Annotated in this window: 13 protein-coding genes; 10 read left to right on the top strand and 3 right to left on the bottom strand. The window is 71.6% G+C overall.

What is annotated here, in order from left to right; genetic code table 11:
* Positions 1-59: 59 nt before the first annotated feature.
* Positions 60-302, top strand: coding sequence for a 30S ribosomal protein S18 (gene rpsR, locus CUC05_RS13000; RefSeq protein ID WP_108666537.1), 243 nt, complete (start codon positions 60-62; stop codon positions 300-302).
* A 15-nt stretch (positions 303-317) separates the two neighbouring features.
* Positions 318-902, top strand: a complete 585-nt coding sequence (gene rplI, locus CUC05_RS13005; protein WP_108666538.1) for a 50S ribosomal protein L9 — start codon at positions 318-320, stop codon at positions 900-902.
* 299 nt (positions 903-1201) lie between these two features.
* Here the strand turns inward: rplI and CUC05_RS13010 are convergent, their stop codons facing one another.
* Positions 1202-2587 (bottom strand): L-serine ammonia-lyase, encoded by a 1386-nt coding sequence (locus tag CUC05_RS13010; RefSeq protein ID WP_205712313.1) that lies wholly within the window; start codon positions 2585-2587, stop codon positions 1202-1204.
* 292 nt (positions 2588-2879) lie between these two features.
* Between CUC05_RS13010 and dnaB the strand changes: the two genes are divergently transcribed.
* Positions 2880-4331, top strand: coding sequence for a replicative DNA helicase (gene dnaB / locus CUC05_RS13015; RefSeq protein ID WP_205712314.1), 1452 nt, complete (start codon positions 2880-2882; stop codon positions 4329-4331).
* A gap of 1 nt (position 4332) precedes the next feature.
* On the opposite strand, the gene CUC05_RS13020 is transcribed toward dnaB, so the two are convergent.
* Positions 4333-5025, bottom strand: a complete 693-nt coding sequence (locus CUC05_RS13020) for a nitroreductase family protein (RefSeq protein WP_108666539.1) — start codon at positions 5023-5025, stop codon at positions 4333-4335.
* 102 nt (positions 5026-5127) lie between these two features.
* Between CUC05_RS13020 and CUC05_RS13025 the strand changes: the two genes are divergently transcribed.
* The 5 genes from CUC05_RS13025 to CUC05_RS13045 all read left to right on the top strand — a co-directional run bounded on the left by CUC05_RS13025 (position 5128) and on the right by CUC05_RS13045 (position 8833).
* On the top strand, positions 5128-6294 hold the full coding sequence (locus CUC05_RS13025; RefSeq protein WP_108666540.1) for a DUF4349 domain-containing protein: 1167 nt from the start codon (positions 5128-5130) through the stop codon (positions 6292-6294).
* A gap of 98 nt (positions 6295-6392) precedes the next feature.
* A complete protein-coding gene (locus CUC05_RS13030) occupies positions 6393-6647 on the top strand; it encodes a hypothetical protein (protein WP_108666541.1) in 255 nt (84 codons plus the stop codon).
* A 246-nt stretch (positions 6648-6893) separates the two neighbouring features.
* Positions 6894-7073 (top strand): hypothetical protein, encoded by a 180-nt coding sequence (locus CUC05_RS13035; RefSeq protein WP_108666542.1) that lies wholly within the window; start codon positions 6894-6896, stop codon positions 7071-7073.
* Between the two features lie 7 nt (positions 7074-7080).
* Positions 7081-8130, top strand: a complete 1050-nt coding sequence (locus CUC05_RS13040; protein ID WP_108666543.1) for an RNA polymerase sigma factor — start codon at positions 7081-7083, stop codon at positions 8128-8130.
* Between the two features lie 118 nt (positions 8131-8248).
* Positions 8249-8833 carry a sigma-70 family RNA polymerase sigma factor gene (locus CUC05_RS13045; RefSeq protein WP_108666544.1) on the top strand — a complete coding sequence of 195 codons (585 nt, stop codon included), beginning with the start codon at positions 8249-8251 and terminating at the stop codon, positions 8831-8833.
* 58 nt (positions 8834-8891) lie between these two features.
* Here CUC05_RS13045 and CUC05_RS13050 read toward each other — a convergent pair whose 3' ends face one another.
* Entirely contained in the window at positions 8892-10571 is a 1680-nt protein-coding gene (locus CUC05_RS13050) for an aminotransferase class V-fold PLP-dependent enzyme (protein ID WP_108666545.1), read from the bottom strand.
* A gap of 148 nt (positions 10572-10719) precedes the next feature.
* Between CUC05_RS13050 and CUC05_RS13055 the strand changes: the two genes are divergently transcribed.
* Both CUC05_RS13055 and CUC05_RS13060 read left to right on the top strand, forming a co-directional pair.
* The gene (locus CUC05_RS13055) at positions 10720-12984 is read left to right on the top strand and encodes a cell wall-binding repeat-containing protein (RefSeq protein WP_108666546.1); all 2265 of its coding nucleotides are present in this window, start codon (positions 10720-10722) and stop codon (positions 12982-12984) included.
* A 70-nt stretch (positions 12985-13054) separates the two neighbouring features.
* The gene (locus tag CUC05_RS13060; RefSeq protein WP_108666547.1) at positions 13055-15871 is read left to right on the top strand and encodes a cell wall-binding repeat-containing protein; all 2817 of its coding nucleotides are present in this window, start codon (positions 13055-13057) and stop codon (positions 15869-15871) included.
* Positions 15872-15899: the final 28 nt, after the last annotated feature.

Raw genomic sequence — 15899 nt, forward strand, 5'->3', positions numbered from 1 at the left:
CAGACCCCTCCAGGCCCACCGCCCACGGGCCCTTCCCCATCCAGCACAAAGGACGACCCATGGCACGTACTCAGCCCCAGCGGCAGCAGCGGCCCGCCAAGAAGAAGGAAGACTTCTTCAAGGCCAACAAGATCACCTACATCGACTACAAGGACGTCGAGATGCTGCAGCGTTTCGTGTCCGAGCGCGGCAAGCTCCGTTCCGCTCGCGTGACCGGTGTCAACCCGCAGCAGCAGCGACTCCTCGCAAAGGCGATCAAGAACGCCCGCGAGATGGCGCTGATGCCCTACACGAACCGCTAGGAGCGCTGGTCTGCGATGAAGATCATCCTGAAGGCGTTCGTCGACAACCTCGGTGACGCCGGGGACATCGTCGACGTGGCCAACGGCTACGCCAACAACTACCTGATCCCCCAGAACCTGGCGATGCGTGCCACCAAGGGCGCCGTCGCCGACGCCGAGGCCCTGCGCCGGTCCCGCCTGAAGCGCGAGGCCGTCGAGATCGCCGACGCCGAAGAGGTCAAGAAGGGCCTCGAGGGTCGCACGCTCGTCATCACCGCCACCGCGGGCGAGGACGGCACGCTGTACGGCTCCGTCGGCAAGCGCGACATCGCCGAGGCCGTCGTCTCCACGACGGGTGTGCAGGTCGACCACAAGAAGATCGTCCTGGACCGTGCCCTCAAGGAGGTCGGCCAGCACGAGGTCGGCGTCAAGCTCCACCGCGAGGTCATCGCCAACGTCATCGTCGACATCGTCGCCGACGAGATCATCGAGTCCGGTGACCTCGAGTCCGCCCTCGAGGACGCCGACAACGCGGCCGAGACCCCCGAGGTCCCCGCCGTCGACGCCGACGCCGACGAGGCAGAGGTCGACGCGGCGGTTGCCGCCTCCGCCGACGCGTAGGCCAGACACACAGCCAGCCACACAGCCAGGCATCCGACGACCCCGCGCCCACGGCGCGGGGTCGTTGCGGTTGTCCCGCCGCGATCACGAAGTGCAGTTCAGCCACTCGGCTGGCAAAGGTGCACATCTCGGAGCGGCGCCGGTGCAGCTCGGCCGACGAGCCGGCAGAGCTGCACAATTCGCCGGGACCCCCGACCCGCGGGCCCCCGACCCGCGGGATGCCCGACCCGCGGGCCCGTCCGACCCGCGGGATGCCCGACCCGCGGGCCCGTCCGCGCTGCGCCGGCAGGAACGGGCCGTCAGCACTCGGGGAAGGAGACGGCCAGGCCGCCCTCGGAGGTCTCCTTGTACTCGCGGCGCATGTCGTCGCCGGTGCGCTTCATGACCTTGATGACCTTGTCGAGGCTGACGACGCCCGCCACGACGGAGTGGAGGGCCAGCTGGGCGGCCGAGTGGGCCTTGGCCACCCCCATGGCGTTGCGCTCGATGCAGGGGGCCTGGACCAGCCCCTTGATGGGATCGCAGGTCAGGCCGAGGTTGTGCTCCATGGCGATCTCGGCGGCGTTGGCGACCTGGTCGATCGTGCCGCCCATCAGCTGGCACAGCGCGGCGGCCGCCATCGACGTGGCCGTACCGACCTCGCCCTGGCAGCCGACCTCGGCGCCGGAGATCGAGGCGTGGGTCTTGACCAGCATGGCGATCGCCGCCGCTGTGGCCAGGGCGGCGTGGATCTCCTCGCGGGAGTGGCCCTTGCGGTCGGCGGCCTCCACCAGCACCGCCGGGACGATGCCGGCGGCCCCGTTGGTCGGCGCGGTGACGACCCGGCCGCCCGCGGCGTTCTCCTCCTGCACCGCGAAGGCGTAGGCCTGGGCCCGGGCGATGTCGGCGTAGGCCTCGCTGACCTGCCCCTCGCCGATGCGATCCAGCAGCAGCCGGGCGCGACGCTGGACCGCGAGCCCGCCGGGCAGCTCGCCGGTGGTCGTGGTGCCCCGCTCGATGCAGGAGAGGAAGGTCTCCCACACCGCGTCGAGGTGGGCGACGGCCGACGCGCCGTCGTCGTCGGACAGCGCCCGCTCGTTGGCCAGCACGACGTCGCCGAGGGTCCCGCCGATCTCCCTCGCCCGCTGCATCAGGGACTCGGCATCGTTGAAGGGGTGTGGAACCTCACGGGGCTTGCCGGGCCCGTCGTCGCCCCCGGCCACCTCCTCGGGACGGCGGATGAACCCCCCACCGATCGAGCACCACGTCGAGGATGTCGTCGACCCGTCGTCGAAGGTGGCGTGGAAGACCATCGTGTTGGGGTGGGGCAACACCTCACCCTTGGTGTCGCGGGCCCGCAGGAACACCACGTCGTCGGGGTGCAGTCGCACCCGCGCGCCGCCGGACCACGCGACGTGGGGGTCGGCCGACAGCGTCTCGCGCAGGGCCAGCACCGCGTCGATGTCGCAGTCGTGAGGTTCCCAGCCGTGCAGGCCGGCCAGGACCGCCAGGTCGGAGTGGTGGCCCCGCCCCGTGGCCCCCAACGACCCCTTCAGCTCCACCCTGAGGGACCGGGGCACACCGCCGTGCCCGATGAGCTCGGCCCTGGCGAAGGCAGCCGCCCGCATCGGTCCGACGGTGTGGCTCGAGGAGGGGCCCACACCGATCCGGTACAGGTTGGCCAGACGGATGTTGATGGGGTTCATGCGTCCATCGTCGCCGAAGATTCGCCGGCCGCAGGCAGCTCCTGCGAAGAACCGGCCACGGACACGAGGATCTCGGACGATCCGACGGTGGGGTGTGGACAACCCCGTGGACAAGCCGCTGTTCTCGTGGATGGCCCGGCGCAGCGTGTGGAGAAGCCGCCCGCTCCTGTGGGTGGACCCAACGATCCCCCGCAGGTCGTCCGGATCGGTCGCGACCGATAGCGGATGTCACACCCCACAGGCATCCTCCCACGGACGCCCCCTCACGACCGACGGTGTCTGGAGACCGCCCGTGGCAACCGTTCCCGATTACGACGCACCCTCCCCCGAAGGGGGGTACCAGCGCACGCCTCCCTACTCGCTGGAGGCAGAGATCAGCGTCCTCGGCAGCATGCTGCTGTCCGCCGACGCGATCGCCGAGGTGTCGGAGTCGGTCAACCCCGCGGACTTCTACCGCGGGGCCCATCGCACGATGTTCGAGGCGATGTGCGACCTCTACGACAAGGGCGAACCGGTCGACACCGTCACCCTCGCCGACGAGCTCGAGCGGCGGGGCAAGCTCGCCGACGTCGGCGGCGCCATCGCCATCGCCGACATCTCCGCCCAGGTCCCCACGCCCGCCAACGCCGTCTACTACGCCCGGATCGTCACCGACCGCGCCCTCAAGCGACGGCTGATCGAGGCCGGCTCGACGCTGACCAAGCTGGGCTTCGACCTGGAGAAGACCGGTGCCGACGCCGTCGACGAGGCCGAGGCCCACGTCTTCGACCTGGCCAACAAGCAGCGCAAGGGCGAGTTCGTGCCCATGCGAGACCTGCTGTCGGAAGCCTTCGACCTGATCGAGAAGCTGCACGAGTCCGACTCGACCATCACCGGCCTCGAGACCGGCTTCACCGACCTCGACCAGCTGACGTCGGGCCTGCAGCCCGGCCAGCTGATCATCCTCGCGGCGCGACCCGCGATGGGGAAGTCGACGCTGGTGACCAACATCATCACCAACGTCGCCGCCGGCCAGCGCAAGCCCGCCGCCATCTTCTCCCTCGAGATGGGCCAGATGGAGATCGTGCAGCGCATGCTGTCGGCGGAGGCCAAGCTCGACTCCGACCGGCTCCGCACCGGCAAGCTGCGCCACGACGACTGGCCCAAGCTGTCCAAGGCGATGGGCAAGCTGTCGGAGGCGCCGCTCTTCATCGACGACACGCCGGGCATCACCATGATGGAGATCCGCTCGAAGTGTCGCCGGATCGCCCAGCGCCACGGCCTGTCGCTGATCGTCGTGGACTACCTGCAGCTGATGGAGTCCCACAAGAAGTCCGACGGCCGTGTGCAGGAGGTCGCGGAGTTCTCGCGTGGCCTGAAGGTGCTCGCCAAGGAAATCGGCTGCCCGGTCATCGCGCTGTCGCAGCTGTCGCGAAAGCCGGAGGAGCGGACCGACCGCCGCCCGATGCTGTCGGACCTGCGTGAGTCCGGTGCGATCGAGCAGGACGCCGACATCGTCGGGTTCATCTACCGCGACGAGGTCTACAACCCCGACACCGAGGCCAAGGGCGAGGCCGAGCTGATCATCGCCAAGCACCGTGCCGGTCGGCTGGCCACGGTCCGCCTGTCGTTCCTGGGCCACCACTCGCGGTTCGCCAACATCGCCCGCACCCCCGGACCCCCGCCCGGTTCCGGTGGCGGTGGGGGCGGCTACGCACCGCCGCCGGCCGCACCCGCCTACCCCTCCACGGGTGGGGCCATCTGAGTCAGCGCCAGACGACGACCTCGTCGAGCGGCTTGCGGTCGATGTCGGGAACGACGGCGTCGGGGGCCGGATAACCGACGGGCAGCACCAGGTAGGGCTGCTCGTGCTCGGGCCGCTGGAGGATCTCGGTCAGGAAGCCCATGGGGCTCGGGGTGTGAGGCAGCGTGGCCAGCCCCATCTGGTGCAGCGCCGCGATCAGGAACCCGGCGGCGATGCCGCAGGACTCGCTGGAGTAGTAGTTCTTCGACCGGCTGCCGTCGGGCTGGACGGTCCACCGGTGACGCAGCATCACGATCAGCCACGGCGCGTCGGTCAGGTGGGTCTTGACGTCGTCGGTGCCGAGCGGGGCGAGGGCACGCAGCCATTCCTCCGGGGCCCGGTCAGCGTAGAAGGCCCGTTCCTCCTCCTCGGCCGCCTCGCGGATCCGCCGGCGTTCCTCGGGGTCGGCGACCACCACGAAGGTCCAGGGCTGCCGGTGCGCACCGGACGGGGCCGACGCAGCGACCTCGAGCGCCGCCTCCACCAGCTCGCGGGGGACCGGGTCGGTGGCGAAGGACCTGACCGAGCGTCGGGTGCGCATCACCTCCCGCAGGTGGGTGGAGGTGGCGAGCATCGTCGCCTCGTCCTGGCGCCGGAAGTCCAGCGGGCGCATCACGGCCGGGGGCATGGGGGCGGGGGGATCGGCAGGCGTCATCGGCCGGAGCCTACGACCGTGATCGGTGACGGAACCCTTTCGTGGAAACCCGGGGGTGATCGGCGGCGTCGGACCGGGCACGCGACCACCCGGAGGACCCCCATGGAACACACCCACAGCCCGATGCCCCGCCGCAGCCAGGCCCCCAGCCGACGGCGGCGATGGACCCTCCGGCGGTCAGCTGCGGTTGCCGTCCTCCTGCTGTTGCTCGCCGGGGCCTGCTCCTCCGACGACGCCGGCGACATCGCCAGCACCGACACCGCCGAGCGCAGCGACATCGCCGCAGACGACGCCGGCACGTTCGACGAGGAGGCCTCGGATCGCCTCGGAGAAGAGGAGTTCGGGTTCGGCGAGGCCGCGGTCGCCGAGGCCGAGGCGCCGGCACCCGCCGAGGACGCCGGCGACGCCGGTGACGGCGGTGACGCCGAGGACGCCGGCGACGCCGGTGACGGCGGTGACGCCGACGCGGTCGGACCGACCGGCTCGGTCCCCACGAGCGTGCCCGACACCGCCACGACGGGGGAACGGATCATCAAGGAGGGCACGGTGACCCTCGAGGTCGACCCCGGCGCCTTCGACACCGCGTTCGGCCAGGTCATCGCCCGCGCCCAGGCCCTCGGTGGCCACGTCTCCGGGTCGTCGTCCTCCACCGACACCGAAGGGCTCGTGCAGGGACAGGTGACCGTCCGGGTCCCTGTCCGCAGCTTCGAGGACCTGCTGACCGCCGTCGGTGAGGCAGGCGACATCGTGGACCGCAACGTCACCAGCCAGGACGTCAGCGAGGAGTTCACCGACCTCGAGTCCCGCCGGCGCAACCTGCGGGCCCAGGAGGGCTTCTACCTCGGCCTGCTCGCCGACGCGACGAACGTGTCGGACGCCATCGCGATCCAGCAGCAGCTGGAGGACATCCAGCGACGCATCGAGGAGATCACCGGCCGGCTGAACCTGCTGGCGGACCGCTCGTCGTTCTCCACCCTCACCGTCCGCATCCACGAGCTCGGCGCCGACGCCGTCGAGGAGGTCGTCGAGGACGGCCCACAGCTGGGCACCTACGTCGAGACCGCCCGCAACACGCTGATCGACGTCATCGGTGGACTCCTGGTGATCGCCACGGTCCTGCTGCCCTTCGTGCTCCTCGGGCTCGGCGTCTGGGCGATCGTCCGGACCCTGCGCCGCCGTCGGCCGCCGGTCGCGGTGCAGCACCACGTGCACCCGGCCTCGACGCCGGTCACCCCCGAGCCGGAGCGGGTCACCGAACCCCAGGGCTGACCCGGCCCGGACGCTCCCGACTCCGGATGCCCCTCGACGGTGGCGGCCTACAGTGGCCGCCACCGTCGTCGTGCCCCCGAAGGACTGATCCTGCCGTGATGACCCCCGAGACGTGGATGGACCTCGTCAACTGGATGCTGCTCGCCCTCGGCGCGGCGATGGCCGGGGGGACCGGGGTGGCGCTGTTCCGCTTCCATCGGACGGGCCTGTTCCCGGGGCAGCCCATCGACGACGACGGCAACCCGGTGGGCACGCCGTCGATCCCCTCCGCCTGGGTCAAGGTCGCGGGGGGCGGCATCCTCGTCCTGTGGGGACTGGCCGGCCTTGCGTCCGGCGAGATCTTCGGATTCTGACGACCCGAGGGCAAGGACCCGCGACCGTTCGCACCCGGTTGACACAACGGCCGTTGGTACACCCCTTCCGCCCCGAACTGTCTCCCATGACGTCTTGCAGCGAAGGCGCCCCTCACGCACACTGCATGACAAGAGTTGACTAGTTCTCCACACGATCAGTCCGAAATTTCGTCACGCGGGCAGGTACCGGTCGTTGGACAGGCAAGAACCTCTCGTCAACCTCCACTCGTCCCAGAGGAGTCAGTCATGCGTCGCAAGGTCCTCGCGCTGTCAATCGCTGCCCTGTCCGCCCTCGCCATGGTGTCGCCGGCCGGCGCCGAGTCCCCCGTGGACATCGACTCCGATTCCGGCGGTCCGTACGTCTGCCTGAAGTCCCGCCCGTTGTGGGGCGAGGACCGCGTCTGCATCCGCACCTGGGACGCCTGATCCGTCGGTGACCGCCCTCCTCCCGCCGCAGCGGGGCACCACCTTCGCCGACGCGCTCCTGGGCGACCAGGACGCCCTCGACGAGCTGCTCCGCCGGCATCGTCCCTCCGTCGAGGCCGTCTGCTTCCGTCGCCTGCGTTCGCGCACCGACGCGGAGGACGCGGTGCAGGAGACGATGGTGCGGGGCATGCGGTCACTCCAGCACGTCGACGATCCGACGAGGCTGCGGAGCTACCTTTGCCGGATCGCCGAACGGGTGTGCCTGGACATGCTCCGAGCCGGGGCCAAGGCGATGCCCTACGTCGTCGACGACGTGCTCGACAGCTCCGACGGCACCGACGAACCCGAGACGGTCGCGCTGGAACGCGAACGGGCGCGCTTGGTCCACGAGACCCTGCAGGCCCTCAGCGAACGACAGGCCACGGCGCTGTGGATGCGCGACGCGCTGGGTGAACCGGTCCCCGTCGTCGCCGAGCGGCTCGGCGTGACCGAGGGATCGGCCCGGGTCCTGCTGACCCGGGCGCGCGCCAAGATGCGCGACGGCTGGGCCAAGGTCGCGGCGCTCCTGCCCGGCGCGGGCTTCAAGCTGCCGGCGTTCGCCGCGAAGACCGCCCACCTCGGCCCGATCGCCGCGGTACCTGCGCTCGTGATCGTTGCGGCCGTGGCCGTGATCAGCCCGACCGCGTTCCAGGCCCTCCAGGACGACGGGCAGGTCATCCGGATGGCTCCGGGCAGCGTCGCCACCAAGGGCAGCGCCACCCAGGTGTCGGTCCCGATCGACTTCGGGTCCACCCCGACGTCCACGGATGTCGTCGTGATCAGCACGCCGGTGACGACCGCGCCGACCGTCGGCACCGGCACGCAGGCCACGGAGCAGGCCCGTCCGCGGCTGGACGTCGGCGTCGCCTCCGTCGGGCGGGAGCCCGACACCGGCGAGGACGATCCGGTCACCGTCGGCGACGAGGACCTGCTCGAGGTCGGCGCCGGACTGGGCGAACAGGTCGAGGGGCTGGTCCGCGAGACCGGGCTGCCCGAGGTCATCGGCGTCGGCCGCTGACCCCCATCGGACCTGCGGCGAACTTTTCTCCGCGAGGGTGTTAACGCCGTGACGCCTCGTCCGTCTACCCATCAGCAGCGCACCGTGCGTTGTGGATGGACTCGGACGGACCGGCACTGTGACCACGATCACCCACACGTCCCACGACGCCCTCGCCGTGGCGGCTCGCGCGGGCGACGACGGTGCCCTGCGCCTGCTGGTCGAGCGGTTCCGTCCGATGGTGCGGGCGATGGCACGGGAGCGCTTCATCCCCGGGGGTGACCACGACGACCTGGTGCAGGAGGGCATGGTCGGCCTGTGGCACGCCATCCGTGACTTCGACCCGACCGCGGGCCCCTTCGGACCGTTCGCCCGGCTCTGCGTCGATCGCCAGATGTGGGCCGCGGTGACCAAGGCCAACCGGTACCGCCACCGTGTCCTGCACGACGCGTCGGTGTACGAGGACTGGATGGACATCGCCGTCACCGAGGAGGACCCGGCGGTCATCAGCGACTCCATGGAGTCCGTGGAGATGCTGCAGCGTCACATCCGCGCCACCCTCAGCAGCCTGGAGACGCAGGTCCTGCAGATGTACGCCGCCGGCGCGTCCTACGACGACATCGCCGACCGCCTCGAGATGCACCGCAAGCGGATCGACAACGCCCTGCAGCGTGCCCGTCGGAAGATCTCGGAGTACCGCGACCGCGAGCTCGCCCTCGTCTGACGCCACCCGGCGGGGCCGCCCGTCCCCACCGGCCGGCACGGGTCCGAACGGTCCTGCCTCAGGTGCCGGTCAGCTCGGCGGGCAGCGGGAACCAGCGCAGCTGCTCGAAGTCGGCGGTGACCTCCGGCCAGCCCGGATCGGTCACGGTCGGCCCCCGGTCCAGGATCTCCTCGGCGGTGCGCAGGTGCGAGGACAGGTCGACCTCACCCGTCGGCGCGGGGCGACGGTGCGCGGGGGCGAAGCCGTCTGGCCCGATGACGAGGTCGGTCAGCCGCTCGACACCGCGGTCGTCCGCCGCCCGATGGCGCCACAACCCGGTGCGGGCGTCGAAGCGGTAGTCGGGCAGCAGCGCCGCGCCCCGGTCGGCGACGAGCTCGACTGCCGACAGCACGTAGTCGAACTCGGCCTCGTCGATGAAGTAGTTGAAGTTGACCCTGACCCAGCCGGGCTTGATGCCCTCGCATCCCGTGCCGATCTCGCGTTCGAAAGCTCGGGAGGTGTCCAGGTCGATGCCGAGCAGCCGGTGGCCGTAGGGGCCGGCACACGAGCAGCCGCCCCGTGACTGGATGCCGAACAGGTCGTTGAGCAACGCCACGACGTAGTTGTGGTGCAGGTAGCGACCGGCATCGCCGTGGCGGACCACGAAGGACACGATCGACAGCCGTTCGTGCTCGCGGTTGCCGAGGATCTCGATCCGCGGATGGGCGCACCAGCGCTCGATCGCGCGGGTGATGAACGCGGTCTCGCGACGGCGGATCTCCTCGGCCCCGACGGCGTCCTTGAGCGCGAACACCAGCCCGGCCCGGATGGCGCCGACGATGTCGGGGGTGCCGCCCTCCTCGCGGTGCTCGATGTCGTCGAGGTAGTGGTGGTCGTCGGGGTTGACGTACCAGACCGTCCCGCCGCCGGGCACCCCGGGGACCCGGTTGGTGAACAGGTCCTTGCGGGCCACGAGCAGGCCGGGGGTCCCGGGGCCGCCGACGAGCTTGTGGGGCGAGATCACGATGGCGTCGAAGTAGTGGTCGGGGTCACCGTCGTCGGGTGCCACGTCGATCGGCACGTACGGCGCGGCGGCCGCGTAGTCCCAGAACGACAGCGCACCGTGCTGGTGCAGCAACCGGCTGATCGCCTCGGTGTCGGAGGTGATGCCGGTCACGTTGGAGGCCGCAGAGAACGACCCGATCTTCAGCGGCCGGTCGGCGTGGTCGATCAGGGCCTTCTCGAGGTCGGCCAGGTCGATGCCCCCGTCGAGGTCCTCGTGGATCGTGACGACGTCGGCCACCGACTCACGCCACGGCAGGTCGTTGGAGTGGTGCTCGAACGGCCCGATGAACACGACCGGCCGTTCCTCGGGGGCGATCTCGATCCGGTCAGCCCACTGCTCGGGGATGCGCAGGCCGAGGACGGTGACCAGGCGGTCGATCGCCCCGGTGGAGCCCGACCCGCAGAACAGCACCGCGTGGTCCTCGGTCGCGCCGACGCAGCGACGGATGATCTCCCGTGCGTCCTCGCGGAAGCGGGTCGTCTGCAGCCCGGTGCCGGAGGACTCGGTGTGGGTGTTGGCGTACTTCGGCAGGACGTGCTCGCGGATCGCGTCCTCCACGAGGTCCAGCGCCCGCCCCGACGCGGTGTAGTCGGCGTACACGACGGGTCGATCCCCGTAGGGGCCGATGACCGTCTCGTCGCGTCCGATGACGCCGTCCCTGATGCGCGCCACCAGCGCTGCCCTGTCAGCCATGGCCGAAGGGTATCGGCCTGCCGGACCAGACGAGGGGAGCGCCCTGTCGACGTCGTCGGACCACCCCTCGTACCGACCGCATCACCCACCGGGGTCTTTCTCGACGGCGCCCTCGTGGCCCCCCACGGATCTGCGAGGGTCTGTCGACATGACCAGAGTCACCTTCTCGATCCTGTCCACCGTCGCCCTCCTGATCGGCCTGCTCGCCGCACCCGCCGCCGCACAGGCACCGGAACCCCCCGACTACGTCGTCGTCGACCCTGCCTTCGAGGCCCTGCCCGGCGCGCAGGCCTTCGCCGGCACCCTCGAGACCGACGGCGCCGAACACGCCTACCGCATCGAGGTGCCCGACGACTGGAACGGCACACTGGTGCTCTACGCCCACGGCTTCGTCGGTCCCCAGCAGGCCGAGCTGGTCGTCCAGGACCCACCGCTGCGGCCCCTGTTCGTGCAGCAGGGCATCGCCTGGGCCGCCTCCAGCTACTCCGCCAACGGCTATGTCATCGACGGGCCGGTCGACCAGACCCAGGACCTCGCCGACCGCTTCCCCGAGCTGACGGGGGAGGACGCCCCCACGGCCACGATCATCCACGGGTTCTCCATGGGCGGCCACATCACCGGTGTGGCGCTCGAGCGCTACCCCGACGCCTACGTCGGGGCCCTCCCCGCCTGCGGGGTCATGGGTGACGTCGAGCTGTTCGAGTACTTCACCGACGTCAACCTCGTCGCCGGCGCCCTCGCCGGTGTCGACGTGCCGGTTCCCGGGGGGTTGCCGTTCCTCGGCGGTCCGGCCCAGCAGATCTCCGCGGCCCTCGGCCTGCAGACTGGGCTGACGACACCGGCCGGCGTCCAGTACGCCGACGTCGTCGAGGCACTCAGCGGTGGCGAGCGGCCGACGTTCGAGGAATCCCTGACCTTCTGGAACACCCTCGCCGCGGTGGACCTCGACGGTGAGGACGGGGACGCGCCGACGGTGCCGTTCCTGCAGGCCCTCTACGGAAACGCCCTGTCGGAGGGCATCCCGACCCCCGTCGGGGTCGAGGGAGTCTACGACAACGCCGACACCATCTACGGGTTCCCCAACGCCACCAGCGCCGAGCCGTCCGCCCAGGAGCAGGCCCTCAACGCCGCCGTGTCCCGGGTGAGCAACGACGGCGAGCCGCCCTTCCCCATCATCGAGGGCACCCCGCAGGTGCCGACCCTGTCGTTGCACACCACCGGCGACCTGTTCGTGCCGCTGCGCAACCAGGTCGTGTACGCCGAGGAGGTCGCGGCCAACGACCTGTCGGCCAACCTCGTCCAGCGGACCATCCGTGCACCCGGTCACTGCGACTTCACCGCCGAGGAGCTCGGCGGGGCGTTCGTGGACCTGCTGACGTGGATCCAGACCGGCACCGCACCTGCCGGCGAGGACCTGATCGACCCGGCGGTCCGCGCCGACCGCTCGTTGGGCTGCGCGTTCACCTCCGAGACGCGGCCGGGCATGCCCGCCTGTGCGCCGCCCACCGCGGGAGTCATCGACGGGACGGACGCGGTCGCCACCGCCATCGCGGTGTCGTCGGCACGACCCGCGGCATCCACCGCGGTGCTGGCCCGTGCCGACGAGTACGCCGACGCGCTCACCGGGTCGGCCCTCGCCGGCGCGCTCGACGCACCGCTGCTGCTGAACCCCAGCGACGCGCTCGACCCGACCGTGCTGGCCGAGCTGCAGCGCCTGGGCGTGGCCGACGTCGTCCTGCTGGGCGGAACCGCCGCCCTGTCCTCGGCCGTCGAGCAGGCGCTCGCGGATGCGGACATCCAGGTCAGCCGGGTGGCCGGTACCAACCGGTTCGGCACGGCCGGGGCGGTGGCCGACGTGATCGCCAGCGCGACGGGCCAGCCGAGCGACGTCTTCGTCGCCGACGGCGGGGACTTCCCCGACGCGGTCGGCGTCGCTGGCCTCGCCGCATTCCTCGGGCAGCCCATCCTGCTGGTGGAGACCGACCGGATGCCCTCGGAGACCACCGACGCGATGACCGCGCTCGGCGACCCGCAGGTGACCGTGCTCGGCGGTGTCGCCGCCGTGTCGGACGACGTCGCCGGCGACGCCCCACGGCTGGCGGGTGACACCCGCTACGGCACCTCTGCCGCGGTCGTCGACGCGTCCCGCAACGCCGGCCTGCGGATCAACCAGCCGTGGGTCGCGACCGGTGAGGCCTTCGCCGATGCGCTGGTGGCCGGGCCCGCTGCAGCAGCGGCAGGACAGGTGCTGGTCCTCGTCGACGGTGGCGACCTCGAGGCGTCAGCGGAGTCCACGGCCGTGCTCGAGGGCCTGTCCGGCCTCGTGCAGGGTGTGACCGTGGTGTCCTCCGGCGGGGCGGTCACCGACGGCGCGGTCACCGCGCTCGAGGCGACGGTGGCGCCAGCCGGCTGACCAGGGAGGGCCTGACCACGAAACGGTGAGGACAGCGAAGGACCGGGCGCGGCGGGATTACCCTCCGCAGATGCCGAAGAGCCGAGTCCTCGCTGTCCTCGCCGTGCTCGCCTGCGTGGGTGCCCTCGCCAGCCCCGTGCGCGCCCAGGACCCACCGCAGGCGTACGAGCGCACCCCGGGGATGCTGGAGACCACGACGGGTCCCGACGAGACCTACCCGGTCACCCTCGACCACGACATCTGGGTGCCGGAGGGGGCGTCGGCCGCCGACCCGCGGCCGGCGATGGTGATCGCCCACGGGTTCGGCAACAGCAAGGACGTCGGCGAGGTCACCACCCTGGCGGCCTTCTTCGCCGGCAAGGGGTACGTGGTGATCGCCAGCACCCATCAGGGGTTCGGGCAGTCCTCCGGTTGCGTGGCGCTTGACTCGGTGGACTACGACGCCCGCAACGTCAGCCGGCTGATCGACCTGCTGGCCGCCCGCGACGACGTGCTGATGGACGCCCCCGGCGACCCACGGGTCGGCATGGCCGGTGGCTCCTACGGCGGCGGGCACCAGGGGCTGGTCGCGGCCACCGACCCTCGGCTGGACGCCATCGCCCCTGCCCGCACGTGGAACTCCCTGCAGTTCTCACTCGTGCCCAACAACCTGATCGGGGACGGCGGCACGTCCGACCTCGAGCACTACGAGCAGGGGGTCTTCAAGTCGACGTGGTCCTCGTTGTTCACGACGGTGGCAGCCACGCAGCCTGCGATGGGCAACGGCGGCTGCGACCCCGTGACCCAGCAGACCCTCTACCCGGGCCAGCCGCCCTGCCCGGGGTTCGACCCGATGGTCTGCCCGATCTTCGCGAGCCTGTCCACCACGGGTGACGTGACCGCCGAGCAGCGTGCGTTCGTCGCCAGGTCCAGCGTGGCCAACGTCATCGACGACGTGACGGTGCCCGTGCTGCTGACGCAGGGCCAGTCCGACACCCTGTTCACGCCGGTCGAGGCCACCGCCACGTTCGAGGCGCTCCGGGCCGCCGGCAACGACGACGTGTTCATGCTGTGGAACTGGGGCGGGCACGGCTACGCCCCGCGGCCCGGTGAGGGCGAGCCCTACAACAGCGCCTACGACGACTCGCCCGAGGCGCAGGAGGCCTTCCGGGCCACGACCTACGCCGACCGCATCGGCCGCTTCTTCGACCACTACCTGCGGGGCATCGGCCATCCCGGTCCACGGTTCAGCGTCTTCCGGGACTGGGTCGAGTACTCGGTCCCCACGGTGGGGGACCGTCCCGTCGGCAACGCCGACGCCGCCTACGCCACGGTCGGCCGCGGACCCGCCGAACCCGGGTTCGCCGGTGGCGCCGGAACCAGCTACCGGCTGACCGACGAGGGGCTCGAGCCGATCGGTGCGGGCCCCCACACCGACGACGCGCCGATCCTCTCCGCGACACTCCTCAACCCACCCAACGGCCTGCCGGCCGCACACTCCGAAACCCCCAACTTCACCGACGAGGGGCAGCCGGGCGCCGGCATCCCACCGTCGGAGGTCCCGGGCCAGCACGTCGCGCTGGACACGCCGCCGTTCACCGCACCGGCAGAGGTCGTGGGCATCCCCACGCTTCGTCTGCACGTCGCCAACAGCAACGGCCGTGACGCGGTGCTGTTCACCAAGCTCTACGACGTCGCCCCCGACGGGACGGCCACGCTGATCAAGCGCATGGTCGCGGCCAGCCGGATCCCCGCGGACCTGCTGCCCGGCATGGTCGAGCTCCGCCTGCCCGCGGCCGTCCACCGCTTCGAGACGGGGCACGCGGCCCGTCTCGTCGTGGCGACCACCGACGACAGCTACCGCAACGCCCCCGTCGCCGATCGGATCACCCTGTCCACCGATGGGACGGTGCCCTCGATCCTGCGCCTGCCGCTGGTCGGCGGCGACACGGTCGGCCGGATCGCCGGTGACGACCGGATCGCCACGGCCGTCGCGTTGTCGGAGGAGGCGTTCGGGGAGGCCCGCGACGCAGTCCTGGTGAACGCCGACGCCTTCCCCGACGCGCTGACGGCCGGCCCGCTGGCCGCCGCCGTCGAGGGTCCGACCCTGCTGACCTCGGGCGCAGCCCTCGACCCCCGAGTCGCCGACGACCTGTACCGGCTGGGAGTCGACCGCGTCCACCTCGTCGGCGGCACGGGTGTGCTGGGCGACGCCGTGCGCACGTCCCTGGAAGGCATGGGCATCGAGGTCGTGCGCCTGGCCGGCAGCAACCGCATCACCACAGCAGGCATCGTGGCCGACCGCATCGCGGCGCTGACCGGGGGACCGGCACCCACGGCGATCGTGGCCCGCGCCGACGACTTCGCCGACGCCCTGGCCGCCGGCGGGCTGGCCGTGGTCGGGGGCGGGGTCGGCGGGACCGCCCAGCGAACGCCGGTCCCGATCCTGCTGGTCGACGACGCCAGCGTGGCCGAGGTGGCGCGCATCGTGCAGCGCGTGACCCTCGCCGACGCCCCCCTCGTGGTGGCTGGTGGCGCCCGGGCGGTCTCCACCGCCGCCGCCGACGGCCTCGGCCGTGCCGTCCGACGGCTGGCCGGCGCCGACCGCTACCAGACCGCGGTCGCCCTGGCGTCGGCGGCCACCGACGCCGGGGCCGGACTCGACATGCTGCTGCTCGCATCGGGTGTCCGCTTCCCCGACGCCCTCGCGGGGGTGCCGGCCGCCGCGGCGATGGGCGGGATCGTGCTCATCGTGCCGCCCGACGGCCTGGCCGACGCGTCCTCCGGGGCCGGGTTCCTGCGGGCCAGCGCCACCGTCGCCGACCGCGCGGCGCTGATCGGCGGCACCGCCGTCCTGCCCGACGAGCTGCGCAGCAGCATCGGGCCCCTGCTGGTCGCCGAGGAGTAGCGGCGAGGCGGTTTCGGGCCGTCGGCGG

The organism is Euzebya rosea (genome assembly GCF_003073135.1).
GTDB classification, from domain to species: Bacteria; Actinomycetota; Nitriliruptoria; order Euzebyales; family Euzebyaceae; genus Euzebya; species Euzebya rosea.